This window comes from Herpetosiphon giganteus, assembly GCF_016907925.1.
Taxonomy (GTDB): domain Bacteria; phylum Chloroflexota; class Chloroflexia; order Chloroflexales; family Herpetosiphonaceae; genus Herpetosiphon; species Herpetosiphon giganteus.
The window spans coordinates 1-19,640 of sequence record NZ_JAFBCZ010000024.1 but is presented as its reverse complement, the minus strand read 5'-3'; the positions used below and the strand labels follow the sequence as shown (position 1 = coordinate 19,640).

At 51.2% G+C, this 19,640-nt stretch carries 15 protein-coding genes; 8 read left to right on the top strand and 7 right to left on the bottom strand.

Annotated features, from left to right (window positions below; translation table 11 throughout):
- Positions 1-13: 13 nt before the first annotated feature.
- From JOD20_RS19095 to rfbB, 7 genes are all read right to left on the bottom strand, one after another.
- Complete coding sequence (locus JOD20_RS19095; protein WP_204756802.1) at positions 14-1,036, bottom strand: ABC transporter ATP-binding protein; 1,023 nt, start codon at positions 1,034-1,036, stop codon at positions 14-16.
- Positions 1,033-1,818: an ABC transporter permease gene (locus JOD20_RS19090; protein WP_204756801.1), complete on the bottom strand. Its 786-nt coding sequence runs from the start codon at positions 1,816-1,818 to the stop codon at positions 1,033-1,035. Before JOD20_RS19090 ends, JOD20_RS19095 begins: the two co-directional genes overlap by 4 nt.
- Entirely contained in the window at positions 1,815-2,681 is an 867-nt protein-coding gene (locus tag JOD20_RS19085) for an ABC transporter permease (protein WP_204756800.1), read from the bottom strand. The genes JOD20_RS19090 and JOD20_RS19085 overlap by 4 nt, the downstream gene beginning before the upstream one ends.
- 5 nt (positions 2,682-2,686) lie before the next feature.
- On the bottom strand, positions 2,687-3,970 hold the full coding sequence (locus JOD20_RS19080) for an ABC transporter substrate-binding protein (RefSeq protein ID WP_204756799.1): 1,284 nt from the start codon (positions 3,968-3,970) through the stop codon (positions 2,687-2,689).
- A 19-nt stretch (positions 3,971-3,989) separates the two neighbouring features.
- A complete protein-coding gene (locus tag JOD20_RS19075) occupies positions 3,990-4,694 on the bottom strand; it encodes a TVP38/TMEM64 family protein (protein WP_204756798.1) in 705 nt (234 codons plus the stop codon).
- Positions 4,684-5,313, bottom strand: coding sequence for a CDP-alcohol phosphatidyltransferase family protein (locus JOD20_RS19070; protein ID WP_204756797.1), 630 nt, complete (start codon positions 5,311-5,313; stop codon positions 4,684-4,686). The genes JOD20_RS19075 and JOD20_RS19070 overlap by 11 nt, the downstream gene beginning before the upstream one ends.
- Before the next feature lie 127 nt (positions 5,314-5,440).
- Entirely contained in the window at positions 5,441-6,535 is a 1,095-nt protein-coding gene (gene rfbB / locus JOD20_RS19065) for a dTDP-glucose 4,6-dehydratase (RefSeq protein WP_204756796.1), read from the bottom strand.
- Positions 6,536-7,135: 600 nt separating this feature from the next.
- On the opposite strand from rfbB, the gene JOD20_RS19060 reads away from it, so the two are divergent.
- The 8 genes from JOD20_RS19060 to JOD20_RS19025 all read left to right on the top strand — a co-directional run bounded on the left by JOD20_RS19060 (position 7,136) and on the right by JOD20_RS19025 (position 19,420).
- Complete coding sequence (locus tag JOD20_RS19060; RefSeq protein WP_204756795.1) at positions 7,136-8,149, top strand: LacI family DNA-binding transcriptional regulator; 1,014 nt, start codon at positions 7,136-7,138, stop codon at positions 8,147-8,149.
- Between the two features lie 68 nt (positions 8,150-8,217).
- Positions 8,218-9,552, top strand: a complete 1,335-nt coding sequence (locus JOD20_RS19055; RefSeq protein WP_204756794.1) for an extracellular solute-binding protein — start codon at positions 8,218-8,220, stop codon at positions 9,550-9,552.
- 197 nt (positions 9,553-9,749) lie between these two features.
- Positions 9,750-10,643: a carbohydrate ABC transporter permease gene (locus JOD20_RS19050; protein WP_204756793.1), complete on the top strand. Its 894-nt coding sequence runs from the start codon at positions 9,750-9,752 to the stop codon at positions 10,641-10,643.
- 1 nt (position 10,644) lies between these two features.
- On the top strand, positions 10,645-11,508 hold the full coding sequence (locus JOD20_RS19045) for a carbohydrate ABC transporter permease (protein ID WP_204756792.1): 864 nt from the start codon (positions 10,645-10,647) through the stop codon (positions 11,506-11,508).
- A 133-nt stretch (positions 11,509-11,641) separates the two neighbouring features.
- A complete protein-coding gene (yicI, locus tag JOD20_RS19040; protein ID WP_204756791.1) occupies positions 11,642-13,966 on the top strand; it encodes an alpha-xylosidase in 2,325 nt (774 codons plus the stop codon).
- A gap of 182 nt (positions 13,967-14,148) precedes the next feature.
- Positions 14,149-15,297 (top strand): xylose isomerase, encoded by a 1,149-nt coding sequence (xylA, locus tag JOD20_RS19035; protein ID WP_204756790.1) that lies wholly within the window; start codon positions 14,149-14,151, stop codon positions 15,295-15,297.
- Between the two features lie 653 nt (positions 15,298-15,950).
- Positions 15,951-17,198, top strand: coding sequence for an acyl-CoA dehydrogenase family protein (locus tag JOD20_RS19030; RefSeq protein ID WP_152976782.1), 1,248 nt, complete (start codon positions 15,951-15,953; stop codon positions 17,196-17,198).
- Positions 17,199-17,281: 83 nt separating this feature from the next.
- Positions 17,282-19,420 carry a PQQ-dependent sugar dehydrogenase gene (locus tag JOD20_RS19025; protein ID WP_204756789.1) on the top strand — a complete coding sequence of 713 codons (2,139 nt, stop codon included), beginning with the start codon at positions 17,282-17,284 and terminating at the stop codon, positions 19,418-19,420.
- The last annotated feature ends 220 nt before the right edge of the window (positions 19,421-19,640 follow it).

Below are 19,640 nucleotides of genomic sequence, written 5' to 3'. Positions count from 1 at the left end.
GATGCTTTTTTGTTTAATCGGCGAGGGCAAAGAGTTGTTGTGGGGGAAAATGGAGATCGACAGTTTGGCCAATGTCACGCGGTGCTTGGCCTGCTTCACGCACGACAATCAGCTGTTCGGCGGCTTGCAAACGATATTCCCAGCGCTCGCCAAGGTAGCGGCGCTCAATAATCTGGGCTGCAATGCTGGGCTGCAATGCTGAATTATTAATCTGAATATGCTCAGGCCGAATTGCTACGTGAAACGTGTTTGGTCCAAAGTTGCCGTTAAATTGACCAAGCTTGCTATCAAACGTCGTGCCGTGCATGTGCCCCGCAATGATTGCACCAACTCCCACAAACTGCGCCGCCGCGCGATTTGGTGGCCGCTCAAATAGCTCAATCGATGGTAAATCTGCAACCAAACTGCCATTGATTAACAACGCTGTGCGTTCGGCCAAAGCCAAGGCTTCGCTCAAATCGTGGGTCACGATAATGGTCGTCATCTGTAATTCACGATGTAGCCGCGCAATTACGCCTTGCAAACTACCCCGAATTTCTGGATCAAGGCTGCTCAACGGCTCGTCAAGCAACAAAACCTTGGGCTGAACTGCCAAAGCTCGCGCCAAGGCGATGCGTTGTTGCTGACCACCAGAAAGTTGCTGCGGCTTGCGTTGCTCCATGCCGCTCAATTCAATCAAATCTAACAATTCGGCCACTTTTTGGGCAATCAATTTTTTGGCTACTTTGCGCGCTTTGAGGCCAAAGCCAATATTTTCGGCCACCGAGAGAAACGGAAATAAATAGGGCTGCTGAAAAAGCAACACAATCTCGCGTTGATGAGCTGCAACTGGATTAAGCAAATGCCCAGCCAAGCGAATCTCGCCCGCATCGGGCGCTTCTATGCCCGCCAAGAGCTTTAAGATTGTCGATTTGCCTGAGCCAGATGGCCCAAGCAAGGCCAAAAATTCACCTTGGTTTAAATTTAAATTGATATTTTGGAGAATGGTCTGCTTTGCATACGATTTAGTTAATTGCTCAATTTGTAAATAGCTCATGGTCGGGGCGTTGCTCCTGTTGCTGGCGAACCCAAATAGCGCGCTACCAAGCCTAGCAAGAGTAATAACGGGGCGATAAAGATGAGGCTCAAGCTGGCGATTAGGCTCTGGTTGCCGCCGCTGGCCGCCGAGAATAACAGCATTGGCAAGGTGATAATCTGGCCGCCGCCGATTAACAAACTCAGCACATATTGGCTCCACGAAATTAAAAATGCCAATACGCCTGCAACCACCAAACTTGGCAAGAGCATTGGCACGCTGACCCGCCAAAAAACAAACCACGGGCTAGCGCCCAACACCGCTGCTTGCAGTTCGTAGTTGCGATCGTAGCGCGCCAAACTGCTGCCCAAGGTCAGCACCACATACGGCAAAACCGGAATCAGATGCACCAACATCACGCCAAACAACGTGCCAGCCAAGCCCAGCCGCAAAAATACGATATTTAAGCCGATGCCCGTGGCAACGCTTGGCACCACCGTTGGTAGAAAAAACAGGCCATAAATCAATCCTCGCCCACGAAATGCTTGCAGTTCAAGCACCCGCGCCGCCGGATAGCCAAGCATGAGTGCTAAACCGCTCACGCCTGTTGCAATGACCAAACTTTGGCCAAACGCCCGCCGCAACTGTGGATCAGCCAATTGGCGCAGAAACAGCGCCCTATCCCAGCGTTCAGGCCAGAGCGCTGGAAAAAACCAGCCCTGGGCAAAGGCGTAGATCAAAAAAACTGCAATTGGCACAAGCAAAATCAGCGCCAAAACCCAGACAATGCTGCGATAACTCATGGCTGCTGCTCCGCCCGCCGCCAACGCCATGCCAGCCCAATCACCAACAGAATGATCAAGCTCATCAGCAGGCTAACGGCCATGCCTTCGGCCCGCGCATGCAGATCGGGGTTGAGAAACAGCTCCAAGGCCATGGTTGCCAGCATCTCGGGGTAGCGCACGCCAACCAAGGCTGGCACTTCGTAAGCCCCAAAAATAAAGCTAAATACCAATAAACTGCCGCCGATTAAGCTTGGAGCCAATAGCGGCCAAAGCACTAAGCGCACTCGTTGCCAACGATTGGCTCCCAAGCTTTGGGCCACCAACAGATATTCGCGGCCTTGTTGGCGTAAGCTTGCCAAGCCCATCAGCAGCAAAAATGGCACTTCCTTGGTGATATAGGCCACAATAATCCCAATCCCCCAGCGATCACGCACCAGCACCGGAAAATCGCTGGGCTGATCGAGCCAGCCTAATGCAAAGCCGATGCGTGCGAAAATGCCGCTTTGGCTGAGCACCAAGAGCAGGGCCATGGCCCAAACGCTATGCGGAATCGCCAAGTGCAAATTGCTGATGGTGCTCAAACCGCGATACTGCTGTTGACGTTCGGCGATGCTACTCAGCAAACCCAAGCAGATTAGCGCCGAGCCAAGCGTTGCTGCAAGGCTAACCCAAAGCGAAAACAGCAACGCCTGCCACCACTGGCCGCCCAGTTGCTCGCCTGCCAAGACATTGCGATAGGCGGCCAAGCTAAGCTGGCGTTGGCCTAAAAATGGCAGCCAGCCAAGGCTTTGGGCAATGCCATAGCCAAGGCTGCCACCAAATAAACCAAGCATAATGATGCTTGCTGGTGCTAAACCCAACCAGCGTCGCGACTTAGCCATGCTGCTTACTTGCGCAACACATTTGCATCCCAACCTTGCTCAATGAGGCTTTGATATTCGGCGGCAATATCGCTGCGCAACGATTTGGCTAAATCGCTGGCTGGAGTTGCCGCATCGCCAAGTTGTTGGGCGGCATTCGTGAGTTTGGCCGCCAACGCAGGATCGCTGACCTTGGTTGGATCGATGCCATAGCCCAAGCCAAAGCCGTTTTCTGGCAAAATTTGGGCCGCTTGTAACTCAGGGTCGAGAATCAAATTAGCAAGCACTAAGGCCGCAGCGGGATTTGGCGCAGTGCTGGGGATTGCTACATAGTTGAAATCGCCGATCATATTATCATCAAACACAAACGCTCGCGCACTGGCGGGCACCAAATTTTCTTTGATCAACGAGCCAGCTCCAGCAATCGCTTGGGTAATTGAAAAATCGACTTCGCCGTTAGCAAACAGGCTGTGCAATTCGTTTTCGGTTTTGGGGTAGGTGCTGCCTTCGCGCCACAAACAGCCTTCGAGTTGATTGAAATATTCCCACAATTTGGGCGACCATTGATCCCATAATTGCTGATTGAACTTGCCGAGCCATTGTTCAGCGCCGCCACTGACCTCGAACAAAGCCTGTTTGACGAAGCGCGTGCCTTGAAATGCACCTGGCCCGGGCGCGATGTAGGTCACTTTGCCCGGATTGGCGCAGGCATAATCCTTCAGTGCTGCATACGAACGGGGCAGCTCGCTGGCTTGCAGTTTGGCCGAATCGTAAATAAATTGGAATTGCGCCGATGACCATGGGCTTTCGAGGCTTTCGACTGGCTCGCCAAAATCGAGGTTGACCGCCGGATTGACCCAGTTGACATATTTGCTGTTGGGCAGGCTCTGGCCCCAATCAGCGCGCAGCAAATTAGCTTGTTTCAATGAGGCAAAATTCTCACCATTGATCCAAATCAAATCGACAGCGCCAGTCGTTTTGCCAGCTTCTTTTTCGCTGAGCAACTGATTGACGACATCGACGGTATCGGCCATGGGCACGCGATTGAGCGTAATGTTGTAGCGTTCTTTGAGCGCTTTGCCATAAAATTCATCAACAAAGCGATTGATGCTATCCGAGCCACCCCAAATATACCAATTGACCGTTTGGCCGTTGGCTGCCTGCTCGATGTCAGCCCAATTGTTGAGATCAAGGCTAGTGCTGCTGGGTGCGCTGGTTGGCGTAGTCGCATTGCTGCCACAGCTGGCGATGATTAAGCTCACCAAGCCAAGCATCACTGCCAAATTCCAGATTCGTTTTCGTGTTTGCATATCGCTGTTTTACCCTCTGCTAGGCTGCTTCTTTGGCGGCTTCACGGCGCTTAAGCCAGCGTGAAACGCCTATACTAATAATAAAAATAACGATCGAGCCAGCAAAGGCCCATGGATTGAATGAAAACTCGGCATTGGTAAAATCGCCCTCGAATGATGCTCCAAGCAAAACAAACGTAAGCGTGCCAGGAAACGAACCAAGAATCGTGGCGATCAAAAATTGTTTCCAGTTGATGCGCAAAATACCAGCTAGGTAATTAACTAAATCGTAGGGCAAGAAGATTAAGCGCATCAACATAATTGTTTCAAAGCTATTGCGGCGTAAGCGCTCGATATAGCCATTGATCACGCCGGTTTGGTTTTGATGTTGCTCTGGCTGGCCGAAAAAGCGCCCAATGATATAGGCCACCATGGCAGAGCCATTGGCCCCAATTACGGTGTAAATCAAGCCCCAAACACTGCCAAAAACACTGCCACCAGCCAACGTCAAAAACGTGGCTGGAAAGAAAATCAACGGGCGTAGCAGATAGATGCCAATATAAATCAGCATGCCCAAGTCGCTTTTGAGCAGCTCTATCACTTGGCCGACAGCGGCGGCGGGCGAAAGCTGGTTGCGCCATGAATACCAGAAGTAGCCGCCAATCAGCAGCAACCAAAACCCTGCGGCGAGCAATTTTTGCCAATGGCGTTGCCAAAACGATCTGGTTGGAGGGCTAGTGGTCATGGCGTGGTTCCTCGCGAAGATAATGGCTGGCCCAAAGAACGCGCTGGCCAATCGTAATGCCGACCAACGCGGTCATCCCATGAAACAGCAGGTTTAAATGGCTGGGTAGCACGATAAAGAGACTGAACAGCAGCACCGTTTCCGTGCCCTCGATCAAGCCGCTGGGCATGGCGATGCTGGTCATAGCTGCTTGGGCTTTGGCTCCTTGTTGGCGTTTTTCTAAAATTGCCGCCAAATAGGCCCAAGAAATTGCATTGACATAAAAGCTGGCGATCAGGCCAAGCGCTGCCAAGCTATTGCCAAGCGTTGGCTGGCCTGCCACCAAGCCAATTGGCAGCAAAGCATAGATCAGCACATCGAGCAGAATATCGAGATAGCCACCAAGGTCGCTTTGTTGATTGCTCAGCCGTGCAACCGTGCCATCAAGCCCATCGAGCAGGCGATTGAGCAGCCAACAACCAAGGCTGGCCCAATACTGCTGTTGCCAAGCGCAGGCGGCGGCGGCGAGGCCAACGCCAAAGGCAGCAAGTGTAATGCTGGTTGGGTGAATATGGCGCAAGCGTTGGGCTAACGGAGCTAATAAACGCTCTTTTGGCTGGCGTAAAAATTGATCGACCATCGCCGCTAGCTCCTTGTGACTATCGAAGCTATCGTAGCTTAATCATCGCGGCCAAATTCTTAACAGTTTATGACCGTATTGAGGAATAGACCCTGTTCCAAGGGTAGAACAGGGTCGAGAAGAATAATTAATGTTGGTGCTCGGATTGCCAATTTTCGCGCACCGCCACAACCTGCTCTTGGTTGGCGCGCACATCGCTGGTGCGATCGCTCAAGCTGGCGAGCCACGCTTGGCCTTCGGGCGATGTGTACCATTGCACCGTTTCCAAAAAGCCTTGTTCGAATGAATAGCGTGGTTGCCAGCCCAATTCGCGCTTGATTTTGCTCAGATCCATGGCATAGCGACGGTCGTGGCCAGGCCGATCGGCAACAAATTCAACGCTATTTTCAATCGTCAATGAACGATCAAGAAATTCGCTCATAATGTCGAGCATGGTTTCGACCAAGTGAAAGTTGGAAAGCTCAGCTTCGCCGCCAATCCCATAGGTTTCGCCAATCCGACCTTTTTTAATCACCAAGGCAATCGCTTCACAGTGATCTTGCACATGCAACCAATCGCGAATGTTGCGGCCTGGAATGCCATCTGCATCGGTGTAGAGCTTGACTTTTTGGTTGGCCAACAACAAGGCAATCGAGCGCGGAATCAGCTTTTCTGGGGTTTGGAACGGCCCATAGTTGTTGGTGCAGTTGGTGATTGTAATCGGGTAGTTGTAGGTGTGAGCAAAGGCGCGCACCACATGATCCGAGGCCGCTTTGCTGACTGCATACGGGCTGCTGGGATTATAGGGATAGGTTTCATGGAATTTTTGCGGGTCGTCGAAGGCTAAATCGCCAAAGACTTCATCGGTTGAAACATGGTGAAAGTGGCCAACTCCAGCCTCGCGTGAGGCCCGAATCAAGCTAGCTGTGCCTTCAATATTCGAGCGATAGAATTGGCGCTCCAATTCAAACTCACCCAACGAGCGATCAACGTGAGTTTCGGCGGCAAAGTGCACCACCAAATTCACCCCCGCCAAGACCTTGAGCATCGTTTGGTAATCGCAAATATCAGCCTGCACAAATTGGCAATTGGCGCGTTCGTGATAGCCCGCCAAATTGCTCAAATGGCCAGCATAGGTCAAGGCATCAATCACCACAACCTCATCAGCAGGGTTGGTATCCATCCAATAGCGCACAAAGTTGGAGCCAATAAAGCCTGCCCCGCCTGTTACTGCAATTCGCATAAAAACCTTGGAACCTTTCTATCGTTGGAATGCCTGAATTGTCGTCAATAATCGCTGCATTGTGGATGATCGCTGGGGAGTTGTCAACTAACGAAGGGCCAGGGATCAGGGACGATGGATCAGCGCCTAGTAACCGCGAAGCGCACGAAGGGGCAAGTTTTGGCTATAGGCTGTTGGCTTTGGGCTATCGGAACATTACTTCGTGCAATTCGTGCAATTCGTGGCTAAAAATAATATTCGTGGATCAAGTCTTTAACGTAGAGGCGCAGAGGAAAAGAGTTGGGGGTTGGTTTTTGATCCACGAAGAGCACAAAGAGCACGAAGGGGCAAGTTTTGGCTCTAAGCTGTTGGCTATGGCTCAGTAGAAACATTATCTTTTGATGGCTGACCCCTCGCCCCTGACCCCTTATGCCAATCCCCATCCCCCGACCCCTGATCCCCGATCCCCAACCCCTATGCTCTATGCTCTTTTCATGCTTGACAATCGGAATGTGGTTTTGTATAGTGTTCATCGAAGCGTTTCGACTATACGTTTCGACTACACGCTTCGATAAGCTTTCGTCACCGCTACACGCGAGAACGGGGGGCATTGTGCCAACGATGGTCGATGTCGCAAAACGAGCCGGAGTTGCCCTCAGCACCGTCTCATACGCACTCAATGGAACGAGACCGATCTCAGAAGAAACCCGCCAGCGGATTTACGCCGCGATGGAGGAGCTTGGCTACAAGCCCCATGCCTTGGCTCGTGGTTTGGCCAGCAAACGCAGCAAAATTATCGCCTTGCTTTTTCCAACGCCTGAACGTGGCTTAGGCTTAACTGAGCTTGAGTTTGTGACTAGTGCCGCCGAAGCCGCTCGCACCAATGGCTATCACTTGGTGTTGTGGTCGTTGCCCACCGATTCGAGTGAGCTACGTCAATTGCTGCAACAAGGCCTTGTCGATGGCGTGTTGGTGATGGAAGTGCATCTCAACGATCCACGGATTGAATTGCTCCGCGAACTCGAATTTCCCTTCAGCATGATTGGCCGTAGCGCCGATAGCACGGGCATGAGCTATGTTGATATTGATTTTGATCGTACAACCCAGCTTGCGGTAAATTACCTTGCTGAGCTTGGCCATCGCCAGATTGCCTTTATCAATCATTCGCAAGAAGCCTTTGAGGCTGGCTATGGCCCGACAGTGCGGGTTGCCCAACACTTCGATGAGGCAATCACGGCGGCGCAATTGCAGGGCGTGAGCACCTTTTGCCACGATTCAGTGAGCGCTGGCTACGAGATGTTCAATCAATTATTAACTGAACACCCAAGCCTGAGCGCGCTAATTGTGATGAACGAACGCGCTATGTCCGGCATTATTCAAGCGGTCAGCGAACGTGGCTGGAGCATTCCCGACGATATTTCGCTGATTTCGTTGGTTTCTTCGGCCCGCGTTGCCGAAATGACCTTGCCAACCCTAACAACCTTAGAACCACCAATCGCTGAACTTGGCGCATTAGGCGTTGATTTACTGATTCAACAGCTCGAAGCCCAAGATCGCGAGTTGCCCCAAGCCCTCTTGCCATGTCAATTAGTTGTGCGCAACAGTACCGGTCAAGTACGACGCACAGAACGATAGTTCACCATCGCTCGCTCGTCGGCTGAAAATTAACAATGGCTATGGTAACGATCCCAAGGAGGACACAGATGTCCACATCGAAGTCAACGTTCCGACTCTCATTTATGCTGCTTTTGGTCTTACTCACCAGCATTCTGGCAGCATGTGGCTCGGAGAGCGCAACCACCGCCCCCAGCGGCAGCACCACCACCAGCAACGAGCCACGCACGATCAAGCTTTGGCATTATGAAGGCGCAAACAGCGCCATGGGCATTGCGTGGGCCGAGTCGATCAAACAATTCCAAGCAGCACACCCAGGCGTAACGATTCAGTTTGAAGAAAAAGGCTTCGAGCAAATTCGCCAAACCGCTGGTATGGTGCTCAACTCCAACGAAACCCCCGATATTTTGGAATATAACAAAGGCAATGCAACCGCTGGCTTGCTTTCAACTCAAGGCTTGCTGACCGATCTCTCAGATGTTGCAACCCAACGCGGCTGGGATACATTGCTCAGCTCTAGCTTGCAAACCACCGCGCGCTACGACGATAAAGGCGTGATGGGCGCTGGCAAATGGTTTGGCGTGCCCAACTATGCAGAATATGTCATGGTCTATTACAACAAAGACATGTTTGCCAAAGCCAATTTGCAAGTGCCAACCACCTTCGCCGAATTCGAAGCTGTGATGGATGCCTTTGTGCAGCAAGGAATCACGCCGCTCTCAGTTGGTGGCGCTGAATATCCCGCCCAACAGATTTTCTATGAATTGGTCTTGAGCAAAGCCAACCGCGAATTCGTCAACGCCTTCCAACTTTATCAAGGCGATGTCGATTTCCGTGGCCCAGAATTTACCTACGGCGCTGAAAAAATGGCTGAATGGGTCAGCAAAGGCTATATCAGCAAAGATGCAACTGGCATCAAAGCAGAAGATATGGGCGTGGCCTTTACCAATGGCACGTTCCCAATCATGATTTCTGGCAGTTGGTGGTATGGTCGCTTCAGCGACGAAATTAAGGGCTTTGAATGGGGCACGTTCTTGTTCCCAGGCAACACCTTGCACCCAGGTTCAAGCGGCAACATCTGGGCTGTGCCAACCAATGCCCAAAACAAAGAATTGGTCTACGATTTCATCGACATCACGATGAGCCAAGACATCCAGACCTTGTTGGGTAACTCTGGTGGTGTGCCAGTCAACGCCGATGCCAGCAAAATCACCAACGAAAAGAACAAAGAATTAATCCAAAACTTCGATGCAATTTCCAAAGCCGATGGTTTGGCCTTCTACCCCGACTGGCCAGCCCCAGGCTACTACGACATCTTGGTATCGAATATCCAAGAGTTGATTGATGGCAGCAAAACCCCAAGCGAAATGCTTGATGCAATTGCCATCCCATACCAAGAACATCGCGCGACCTTAGGCAAGTAGGGAGTAGGGGCCAGTGGTTAGGGGCTAGGGGTCAGGAAATTAAGATTTAGCCTCATTTCTTGACCCTCAGCTCTGCTAACGAGGCATCTAATGGGTTTGTGGCTAGAATTTAGGGCAAAGGATAGCGATCCCGACCCCCGACCCCTAGCCCCCGATCCCTCATCAACATTCTAGCTACCAATCGAAAGGTTACGGCAATGCTGCTTAAACGTTCAACAAACAGGGGCTACTGGTGGTTTTTGCTGCCTGGCTTGATTCTGTTTGTGCTGGTTATCGCCATTCCCTTCTTGATGAATATTGGCACAAGTTTCACCCATTGGCAGGGTGTTGGCACACCAAAATGGGCTGGGCTAGATAACTATGCCCGCTTGTTCCGTGATAGCACGTTTTGGGCATCATTCCGTAACAATTTGGCGATGTTGGTGGCCATGACGATTGTGCCGACCTTGCTGGGCTTGCTGCTCGCCGCCGTGCTCTACGATTACATTACCAACAAATTTGGCTCGCGCACAGCCAGCTTTTTCCGTGCAGCTTTTTATCTGCCGCAAATTTTGCCGGTGGCAATTGCTGGCATCGTTTGGGCGTGGATTCTGCACCCAAATTATGGGGCGCTGAATGGCTTGCTCGAAACGCTGGGCCTCGAAAATTTGACCCGCAACTGGCTTGGCAATCGCCAAACTGCCTTGCCCAGCGTGATGGTAATTATGGTCTGGTTCCAGCTGGGCTATCCACTGGTCATTTTCATGGCTGGTTTGCAGCGCATCGACCCCGAAATTTACGAGGCAGCGGTGCTTGATGGCGCAGATTGGTTTGATCGCTTTCGCTATATCACAGTGCACTTAATTCGGCCTGAGATTTTTGTGGTGCTGCTGACCACGACAATTGCCTCGCTCAAAGTTTTTGGCCAAATTTATGTGCTAACTCGCGGCGGCCCTGGTAGCTCTACCTTGGTTCCGTCCTACTTTGCCTACCAAAACTTCTTCGAGAAGGCCAATATTGGCTATGGCTCGGCAATTTCCACGGTTATGACGGTGATCATTATTGCATTGACGATTTTCTTTATTCGTCGCCAATCAGCCGAGGAGCTTTAAGATGACCAGCCTTCCATTGAAATCAAGCTACAAAAAACCACACAAGGCTGGCATTGGACGCTTCTTTGTGCTGGCGGCGCTCTTGATCGCGCTGCTGGTTGTGCTGCTGCCATTTGCGATCGTGATTATCAATGCCTTCAAAACACCAGAGGATTATGCAACCTACGGGCCACTCAGCTGGCCAACCGAATGGTCGATTGATGGCATCGTGGAGTTTTGGCAGCGGGTCGATTATAGCCAGAAGTTGCTCAATAGCCTGTTGATTAGCGCCAGCGTGGCGGTCATCGGCGTGCTGTTATCGCTGCTGAACGCCTTTGCTTTGGGCATCGGGCGGATCAAAGGTCGGATTTGGCTGCTGATTCTGTTTATGGTTGCCAACACCCTGCCCCAAGAATCACTGGTTTATCCGTTGTACTACCTTTCCAAGGAATTCGACCTGTACAACACCCGCTTTGTTGTGATCTTGATTTTCTCGGTCATTCAGAGCGCCTTTGGCACCTATTTGCTTTCATCGGTATTCAGCACCTTTCCCAAGGAAATGCTCGAAGCGGCGATGCTCGATGGTTGTAACAAGCTTCAACTGCTGTTTAAGATCATCGTGCCAGTTAGCCGCCCAACGCTGGCGGTGCTGTTCACCTTCTTTTTCATCTGGACGTGGAACGAATTTTTCTTGCCGTTGATTTTGTTGATTAGCAACGATCGCCAAACCGTGCCGATTGCAGTGGGCGTGCTGCAAGGCCAACGCAACATGGAAGCCACCTTATCCAGCGCTTCGGCATTATTAGGGATTCTGCCCTGTTTTATCTTCTTCCTGATTTTCCAACGCACCCTGACCAAAGGCATCGCCGCTGGCAGTGTGAAGTAGGGTAAGAAGAACATAGAGCATAGAACATAGACAAGGATGAAGGATGAGGGATGAAGGATGAAGCCCATTACCCTTAGCGTTCTTCGCGGTTCCGTCCTTCGTGTCCTTCGTGGATCAACATAAGGATTTAACAATGAAATTTACTGATGGTTATTGGATGATGCGTGAGGGAGTTAATGCCCTCTTCGCATCACAAGCCTACGATGGCCAAATTAACGATACAAGTCTGACGGTGTATGCTCCAGGCAAGCGCATCAACCATCGCGGCGATACCTTGAACTTGGGTACGATTACCGCCCGTTTTTCCTCGCCAATGCCCGATGTGATTCGGGTCAAACTCACCCATTTCGAAGGCCAGCGCCCATTAGGCCCCAACTTCGCAATTGCCGAATCGGCCAATGAGAGCGTCAGCACCAGCGAAGATGAGCAAGAATTTCGCTTGACTAGCGGCAAATTGAGCGTGCAAATTCCCAAAACTGGCGATTGGAGCATCAATTTTTGGGCTGAAAACCGCCGCGTAACCAGCAGTGGCCGCAAAGGTGTTGGCTACATTAGCATGGCTGGCGAAGGCGAATTTATGCACGAGCAATTATCGCTCGGCGTTGGCGAACAAGTGTATGGCTTGGGCGAACGCTTCACCGCTTTCGTCAAAAACGGCCAATCGGTCGATGTTTGGAACCAAGATGGCGGCACTGGCAGCGAGCAAGCCTACAAAAATGTGCCCTTCTACCTGACCAATCGCGGCTATGGCGTGTTCGTCAATCAGCCCGAAAACGTGGCCTTTGAAATTGCCTCGGAAAAAGTTTCGCGGGTGCAATTCAGCGTTCAAGGCCAAAGCCTCGAATATTTCGTCATCTATGGCCCAACGCCCAAAGAAATTCTCGAAAAATTTACCGCCTTGACTGGCCGCCCAGCCTTGCCGCCAGCATGGTCATTTGGCTTGTGGCTCACAACCTCGTTTACCACCTCGTATGATGAAGTAACCGTGACCAGCTTTATCCAAGGCATGGCCGACCGCGATTTGCCCTTGCACGTCTTTCACTTCGATTGTTTCTGGATGCGCGAGTTTCACTGGTGCGATCTGGAATGGGATTCACGCACCTTCCCTGACCCTGAGGGCATGCTCAAACGGCTCAAAGATCGTGGCTTGAAAATTTGTGTCTGGATCAATCCCTACATTGCCCAGCGTTCGGCGCTGTTCCGCGAAGGCATGGAGCATGGCTACTTGGTGAAAAAGCCCAATGGCGATGTTTGGCAATCGGATATGTGGCAATCGGGCATGGGCTTGGTCGATTTTACCAATCCTGATGCATGTGCTTGGTATGCGGCCAAACTCAAGGGCCTGCTCGATATGGGCGTTGATTGTTTCAAAACCGACTTTGGCGAACGAATCCCGACCGATGTGGCCTACTTCGACGGCTCCGACCCACAGCGCATGCACAACTACTACACTCATCTTTACAACAAAGTCGTGTTTGATTTGTTGCAAACCGAACGTGGCCTGAATGATGCGGTGTTGTTTGCGCGTTCGGCAACTGCTGGCGGCCAACAATTCCCTGTCCACTGGGGCGGCGATTGCGAATCGACCTTCGAATCGATGGCCGAGAGTTTACGTGGCGGCTTATCGTTAGGGCTTTCGGGTTTTGGCTTCTGGAGCCACGATATTGGTGGCTTCGAGGGCATGCCACCAGTTGAGATTTACAAACGCTGGATCGCCTTCGGCATGCTTTCATCACACAGCCGCTTGCATGGCAACCATACCTATCGCGTGCCGTGGATCTACGATGAAGAAGCTGTTGATGTGCTGCGCCACTTCACCAAACTCAAATCGCGTTTGATGCCCTATCTCTACGGCGCTGCTGTGACCGCTTCCACGAGTGGGATTCCGGTGATGCGGGCAATGTTGCTGGAATTCCCGAACGATCCGACCTGCGATTATCTTGATCGCCAATATATGCTTGGTGATTCGTTGTTGGTTGCGCCAGTCTTTGCCTACGACAACACCGTCAGTTACTATGTGCCTGCTGGCCGCTGGACTCAAATCACGACTGGCGCAGTTGTCGAAGGCCCACGTTGGATCAACGAAACCCACGACATGCTGAGCTTGCCACTTTTGGCCCGCCCCAATAGCTTGATTGCAATCGGCAATAATAGCGAACGTCCAGATTACGATTATACCAACGGCGTGACCTTGAACCTGTATGAATTGGGCGATGGTCAAGCAGCCTATACCATGGTTCCGTCAATCAATGGCGATATTACTGCCTCGTGGAGTGCGCGCCGCGATGGTGATACAATCAGCATCGTGCAAGAAGGTCAAGCCAGCGATTGGAAAATTGTATTGGTTGGCATCCAACAGGTCGCGATCGCAGATGAAGCCTTAGTCGAACAACACCCACTTGGTGTCCAACTCACGGCTCTTGGTCAAGCAACCAAGCTGGTCGTGACGTTGAAGTAGGGTGTAAGAACATAGAGCAGAGAGCATAGAACATAAGAATTGAAGCTTGGAAAAGGTTTAGGGTTCAGAACTGAAAGATGAAATACACTGTGGGCAATTGAAAAATGTTGGAACAGAATTCTTAGCGTTCTTCGTGTCCTTCGTGGTTTCATCCTTCGTGAATCAAGATGAGGAATTAAATCATGACCCAGCATAAGTTTAGCTTCGGATTATGGACAGTCGGCAATGTCGGGCGCGATCCATTTGGCGAACCAGTGCGCAAAACCCTCTCACCAGTTGAGATTGTGCATCTTTTGGCCGAAGTTGGGGCGTGGGGTGTTAATTTTCACGATAACGATTTAGTACCGATTGATGCCAGCGCCAGCCAAAAAGCCCAAATTGTAGCCGATTTCAAGCAAGCGCTCAACGATACCGGCTTGGTTGTGCCAATGGCAACCACCAATTTGTTCGGCGATCCCGCTTTCAAAGATGGGGCGTTTACCAGCAACGATCCGGCGGTACGGGCTTATGCCTTGCAAAAAACCATGGCCGCAATGGATTTGGGCGCAGAATTTGGCGCTAAAACCTACGTTTTTTGGGGTGGCCGCGAAGGCAGCGAAACCGATGCCTCAAAAAATTTGCTCGAAGGCTTGAAATGGTTCCGCGAAGCGCTGAACTTCTTGTGCGAATATAGCAATGCCCAAGGCTATGGCTATCGTTTTGCCTTGGAAGCTAAACCCAACGAGCCACGTGGCGACATCTTTTTGCCCACCACCGGAGCCATGTTGGGCTTTATTCAGACCCTCGATCAACCCGATATGGTTGGTGTGAACCCAGAAGTTGCCCACGAAACCATGGCTGGCTTGAACTTTACCCATGCCGTGGCGCAGGCGATTGATGCAGGCAAACTGTTCCATATCGACCTGAACGACCAAAATAGCGGGCGCTACGACCAAGATTATCGTTTTGGGGCGCAAAACTACAAACAAAGCTTTTTCTTGGTCAAATTGCTGCAAGATGCTGGCTACGATGGCCCATTGCACTTCGATGCTCATGCCTATCGCAGCGAAGATCTTGAAGGCGTTAAAGATTTTGCTCGGGGCTGTATGCGCACCTACGAAATCTTGGCCGAAAAAGTTAAGCGTTTCAACGCCGATGCCGAAATTCAAGCCCTCTTGGCCCAAATCAATGCGCCAAATGCTGAGGTTGAGCCATTCCGTGGCGCATATACGCCAGAACGGGCTGCCGCGCTCAAAGCCTATCAATTCGATCGCCAAGCACTTGGCGCACGCGGCCTCGGCTACGAAAAGCTCGATCAACTGACCTTCGAATTGTTGATGGGAGCCAGATAGAAGGATGAATTATGAGCGAGGAGGGATGAAATGCCGATGGCCAAGCGCAAAAATCAAAAGGCAGAAGGCAGAAGGCAGAAGGCAAAAATAGCTATCAATAGTCGTTCTTTGTGTTCTTCGTGGTTTCGGGTTATCGATCCACGAAGAGCACGCTAGAAGGATGAATTATGAGGGATGAAGTATTAAGTTTTAGCGTAGCCGCAGAATGGCTATAGGCTTTTGGCTATCGGAATATTTTTAGCTATAAAGAATGAATATCCAAGCTAAGAGTGATTTTTTGGGTTCTTTGTGGAGCAATAATTTGAAACCACGAAGAACCCAAATTTGCTTATGCCTAGTATTTGAATTTTCCTAAGGCCGTATCCTTCATCCCTCATAATTCATAATTCATCCTTATCAATACCTCTGCGTTAAAAGAAATCCCCGATCACTGCCACCCAACAACCGATCCCCAAGCCCTATGTTCTATGCTCTATGCTCTATGTTCTCACTGCCACCCAACAACCGATCCCCAAGCCCTATGTTCTATGCTCTCTGTTCTATGTTCTTTCTCCTCACCCGCAAATTGCCAAGATATGCTATGCTAGGAGCTACATGTTGCTTGCAATGGGGCAAGCGACGAGCTATACAGCACACACGAGGTAGAACAAGCCATGATTGATTGGACCGAAAATTACGGTTTTTTGCTTAACGAACAGCACGATATGCTGCGTAAAACTGTGCGCGATTTTGCTGAAAAAGAAGTCGCCCCTTATATTCGCGAATGGGATCGCAAGGGCGCTGGTGACCATGCCGGAACCGCCGAGCACATGGTGCCAATTATCAAACGAATGGGCGAACTCGGTTTTCTCGGCGTGTGTTTACCCCAAAAATATGGCGGCGCAGGCTTCGACTATTTGGGTCTGGCAGTCGTTTGTGAAGAGCTAGAGCGGGTCGACACCTCGCTGCGGGTAATTCTCAGCGTGCATACTGGCCTCAACTCATTGGCAGTCTTCCAATGGGGCACTGAAGAACAAAAGCAAAAATATCTGGTGCCCCAAGCTACTGGCGCAAAAATTGCTGCCTATTGTCTGACCGAGCCAAACGCTGGCACCGACGTTGCAGGCATGCAATCGACCGCCGTGCTTGAAGGCGATCACTATATTCTCAATGGCGAAAAAACCTGGATTAGCCTCTCGGATTTGGCCGACCACTATTTGGTGGTTGCCTACACCGACAAAGCCAAAAAACAACGTGGCATGACGGCATTTATTGTCGAACGCAGCTTTGAAGGCGTTTCAAGTGTGCCAATTCATGGCAAGTTGGGCGTGCGCGCTGGCAACACTGGCAGCGTCATTTTTGAAAATGTGCGCGTGCCTGTCGCCAACCGCTTGGGCGAAGAAGGCGAAGGCTTCAAAATTGCCATGACCGCCTTGGATAACGGGCGCTACACCGTGGCAACCGGCGCAACTGGCTTGATCCAAGCTGCCTTAGAAGCTTCGGTTAAATATGCCAAAGAGCGCGAAACCTTCGGGGTGCAAATTGGCCAACACCAGTTGGTTAAGCGCATGATCAGCCATATGGTGCTGAAACTCGAAACCGCGCGCTTGCTCTGCTATCGCGCTGGCTGGCTTAAAAACCAAGGCATTCGCAACACCCGCGAAACCACCTTGGCCAAATGGCACGCCACGGTCGAAAGCTTCAACTGCGCCAACGATGCAATTCAAATTCACGGTGCTTATGGCTTTAGCGATGAGTATCCAGTTGAACGCTACTTGCGCAACAGCCGCGGCGCGGTGATCTACGAAGGAACCCGCGAACTCCAAGAGTTGTTGCAAGCAGATTTTGCGCTCTCAGAGCGCGAAAACAAGCCCTTACGCTGTGAGTTGCCAGCCTACGACGAAGAGGCTTGGAACGCTTAAACAGCGCTAGCCATCGGAGCGGAAACCACCGCGAACAAGGTTTTTAGGGCTTTGTTCGCGGTGGTTGTGTTTAAGGAGGAAGTATGTCGCGTTGGCTTATTGTGGTTGCGCTGATCTTTTCGAGCCTTTCGATTCCATTTATTCGCCAAGTTCAGCCTGATGTCACCCCCAATGCTGTCCCTGCTGGATTTACCCAAAGCGTCGTTGTTCCCGCTAGTAGCCTTGATGCGCCAACCGCATTTACCTGGTTGCCATCAGGCGAGATGTTGATTACGCAACAGAATGGTCAATTAGTAGCTTGGAACGGCACCAGCACGCGCACAGTGCTGAGCCTTGGCTCACGGGTTTGCTACGATTTCGAGCGCGGTTTGTTGGGCATCGCGGTTGACCCGCAATTTACCAGCGGACGACCATATGTCTATGTCTACTATACCTTCAACAAATTTAACCAAACTCCCAACAGTTGCCCCCAACAAAGCGAAACGGTCAATCCAGTTAATCGGGTTTCGCGCTTTACCTGGAGCAATAACGCCCTCGATTTAAGCTCAGAATCGGTTTTGCTCGATAACATCACGTCATACAATGGCAATCACAATGCTGGCGATCTTGGCTTTGGCAAAGATGGCAAACTGTTTGTGAGCGTTGGCGATGGCGGCTGCGATTATCTCGATAGCGGCTGTGGTGGGGCCAACGATGCCTCGCGCGAACGCCATACCTTGCTGGGCAAAATTTTGCGCATCAATGCCGATGGCACGATTCCCAGCGATAATCCATTTCTTGGCACTGGCACGGCCCGTTGTAACACTGGCTCGGTTGCCAGCGGCACGATTTGCCAAGAAACATGGGCTTGGGGTTTTCGCAACCCTTATCGCATGACCTTCGATCCAAATGCAACTGGCGTGCGCTTGTTTGTCAACGATGTTGGCCAGAACGTGCGCGAGGAAATTGACGAAGTTGTTGCAGGCAAGGATTATGGCTGGAATTGTCGCGAAGGCACGCGGGTCAATAACACCAGCGGCCCATGTTCACCAACTCCAGCCAACATGGTTGACCCAATTTATGAATATAGCCATGGCAATGCAGGCGCGCCATTTACCAACTGTAATTCGATTACTGGTGGTGCGTTTGTGCCTGCCAATACCTTCCCCAGCAATTACAGCGGCTATATGTTTGGCGATTATGTATGTGGCAAAATCTTTATGATCTCAGCTCAAGCGCCGTATAGCGCAGTCCTGACCTTCTCGGATAATCCTGGGTCGGTGACGCATATGGCATTTGGCCCCAACGGTGCGCAACAAGCCTTATATTATGCAACCTACGCCAATGGTGGCGAAATTCGCCGCATTAGCTACAATGGTGCAGCTGGCTTAAACTCAGCCTTTACTGCGAACCCCAGTTTTGGTGCAGCACCCTTGGCTGTGACATTCACCGCAACCACGCCAAACAGCGGCGCGACCTACTTCTGGAATTTTGGCAATGGCACGACTCGCCAAACCAGCACTGCCAGCACATCCTACACCTATACAACCAATGGTACGTACACCGCAACCTTATATTTGCGCGGCAGCAATGGCGATATATCGAGCGTGAGCCAAACGGTGGTGCGGGTTGGTGCAACTGCCCCCGTCGCCAGCATCACCCAACCAAGCCCGAGTGCGCTCTTCGCGGTTGGTCAAAGCATTCAGGTGCGGGGCCAAGCGAGCGATGCAGAACAAGGCCAGTTGCCAGCTAGCGCTTTATCGTGGAAAGTAATTTTGCATCATGATACCCACACCCACCCTTATTTGACCCAACCAACGACCAATAGCTTTAGCTTTACTGCGCCAGCGCCAGAAGATTTGCGGGCTGCCAGCAACAGCTACTTGGAGCTAGAGCTAACCGCGACCGATAATAGCGGCTTGAGCCATGTCGTTACCCAAACGCTTCAACCACGTAAAGTTAATGTAACCTTGGCTTCAATGCCCAATGCCAACGCCAACTTCGTGGTCAACAACGATCCAATTGAGGCCGATGCTGCGTTTGTTTCGTGGCAGGGCTATGTTTTGCAGGTAACTGCGCCAGTCTATACCGCTAACAATCGCTGGTGGCGGTTTGTGCGCTGGAGCGATAACAACACCAGCAATCCACGCAGCTTTACAACGCCTGCCAGCGCCACAACCTACACCGCAGTCTACGAAGAATTTACGCCAGAGCAGGTCTACTTGCCAGTGGTGCGCAAATAAACCTCAGCCTATTTATGTTTTGAGAATGATGGTTATTGGGGATTTGGTGTTATGCTAACCGCGAAGAACGCAAAGTACACGAAGGGGAGTTAGCAAACAGATAACAATCCACAGAATAAATATTTGGGGGTGCAGGGGGATGAAACCCCTTTCGGGGGTAGGTTTTTAAGGAATGGGCGGACGGCTGGTGGGTATGGTGGGCCATGGATCGGGATGGAGG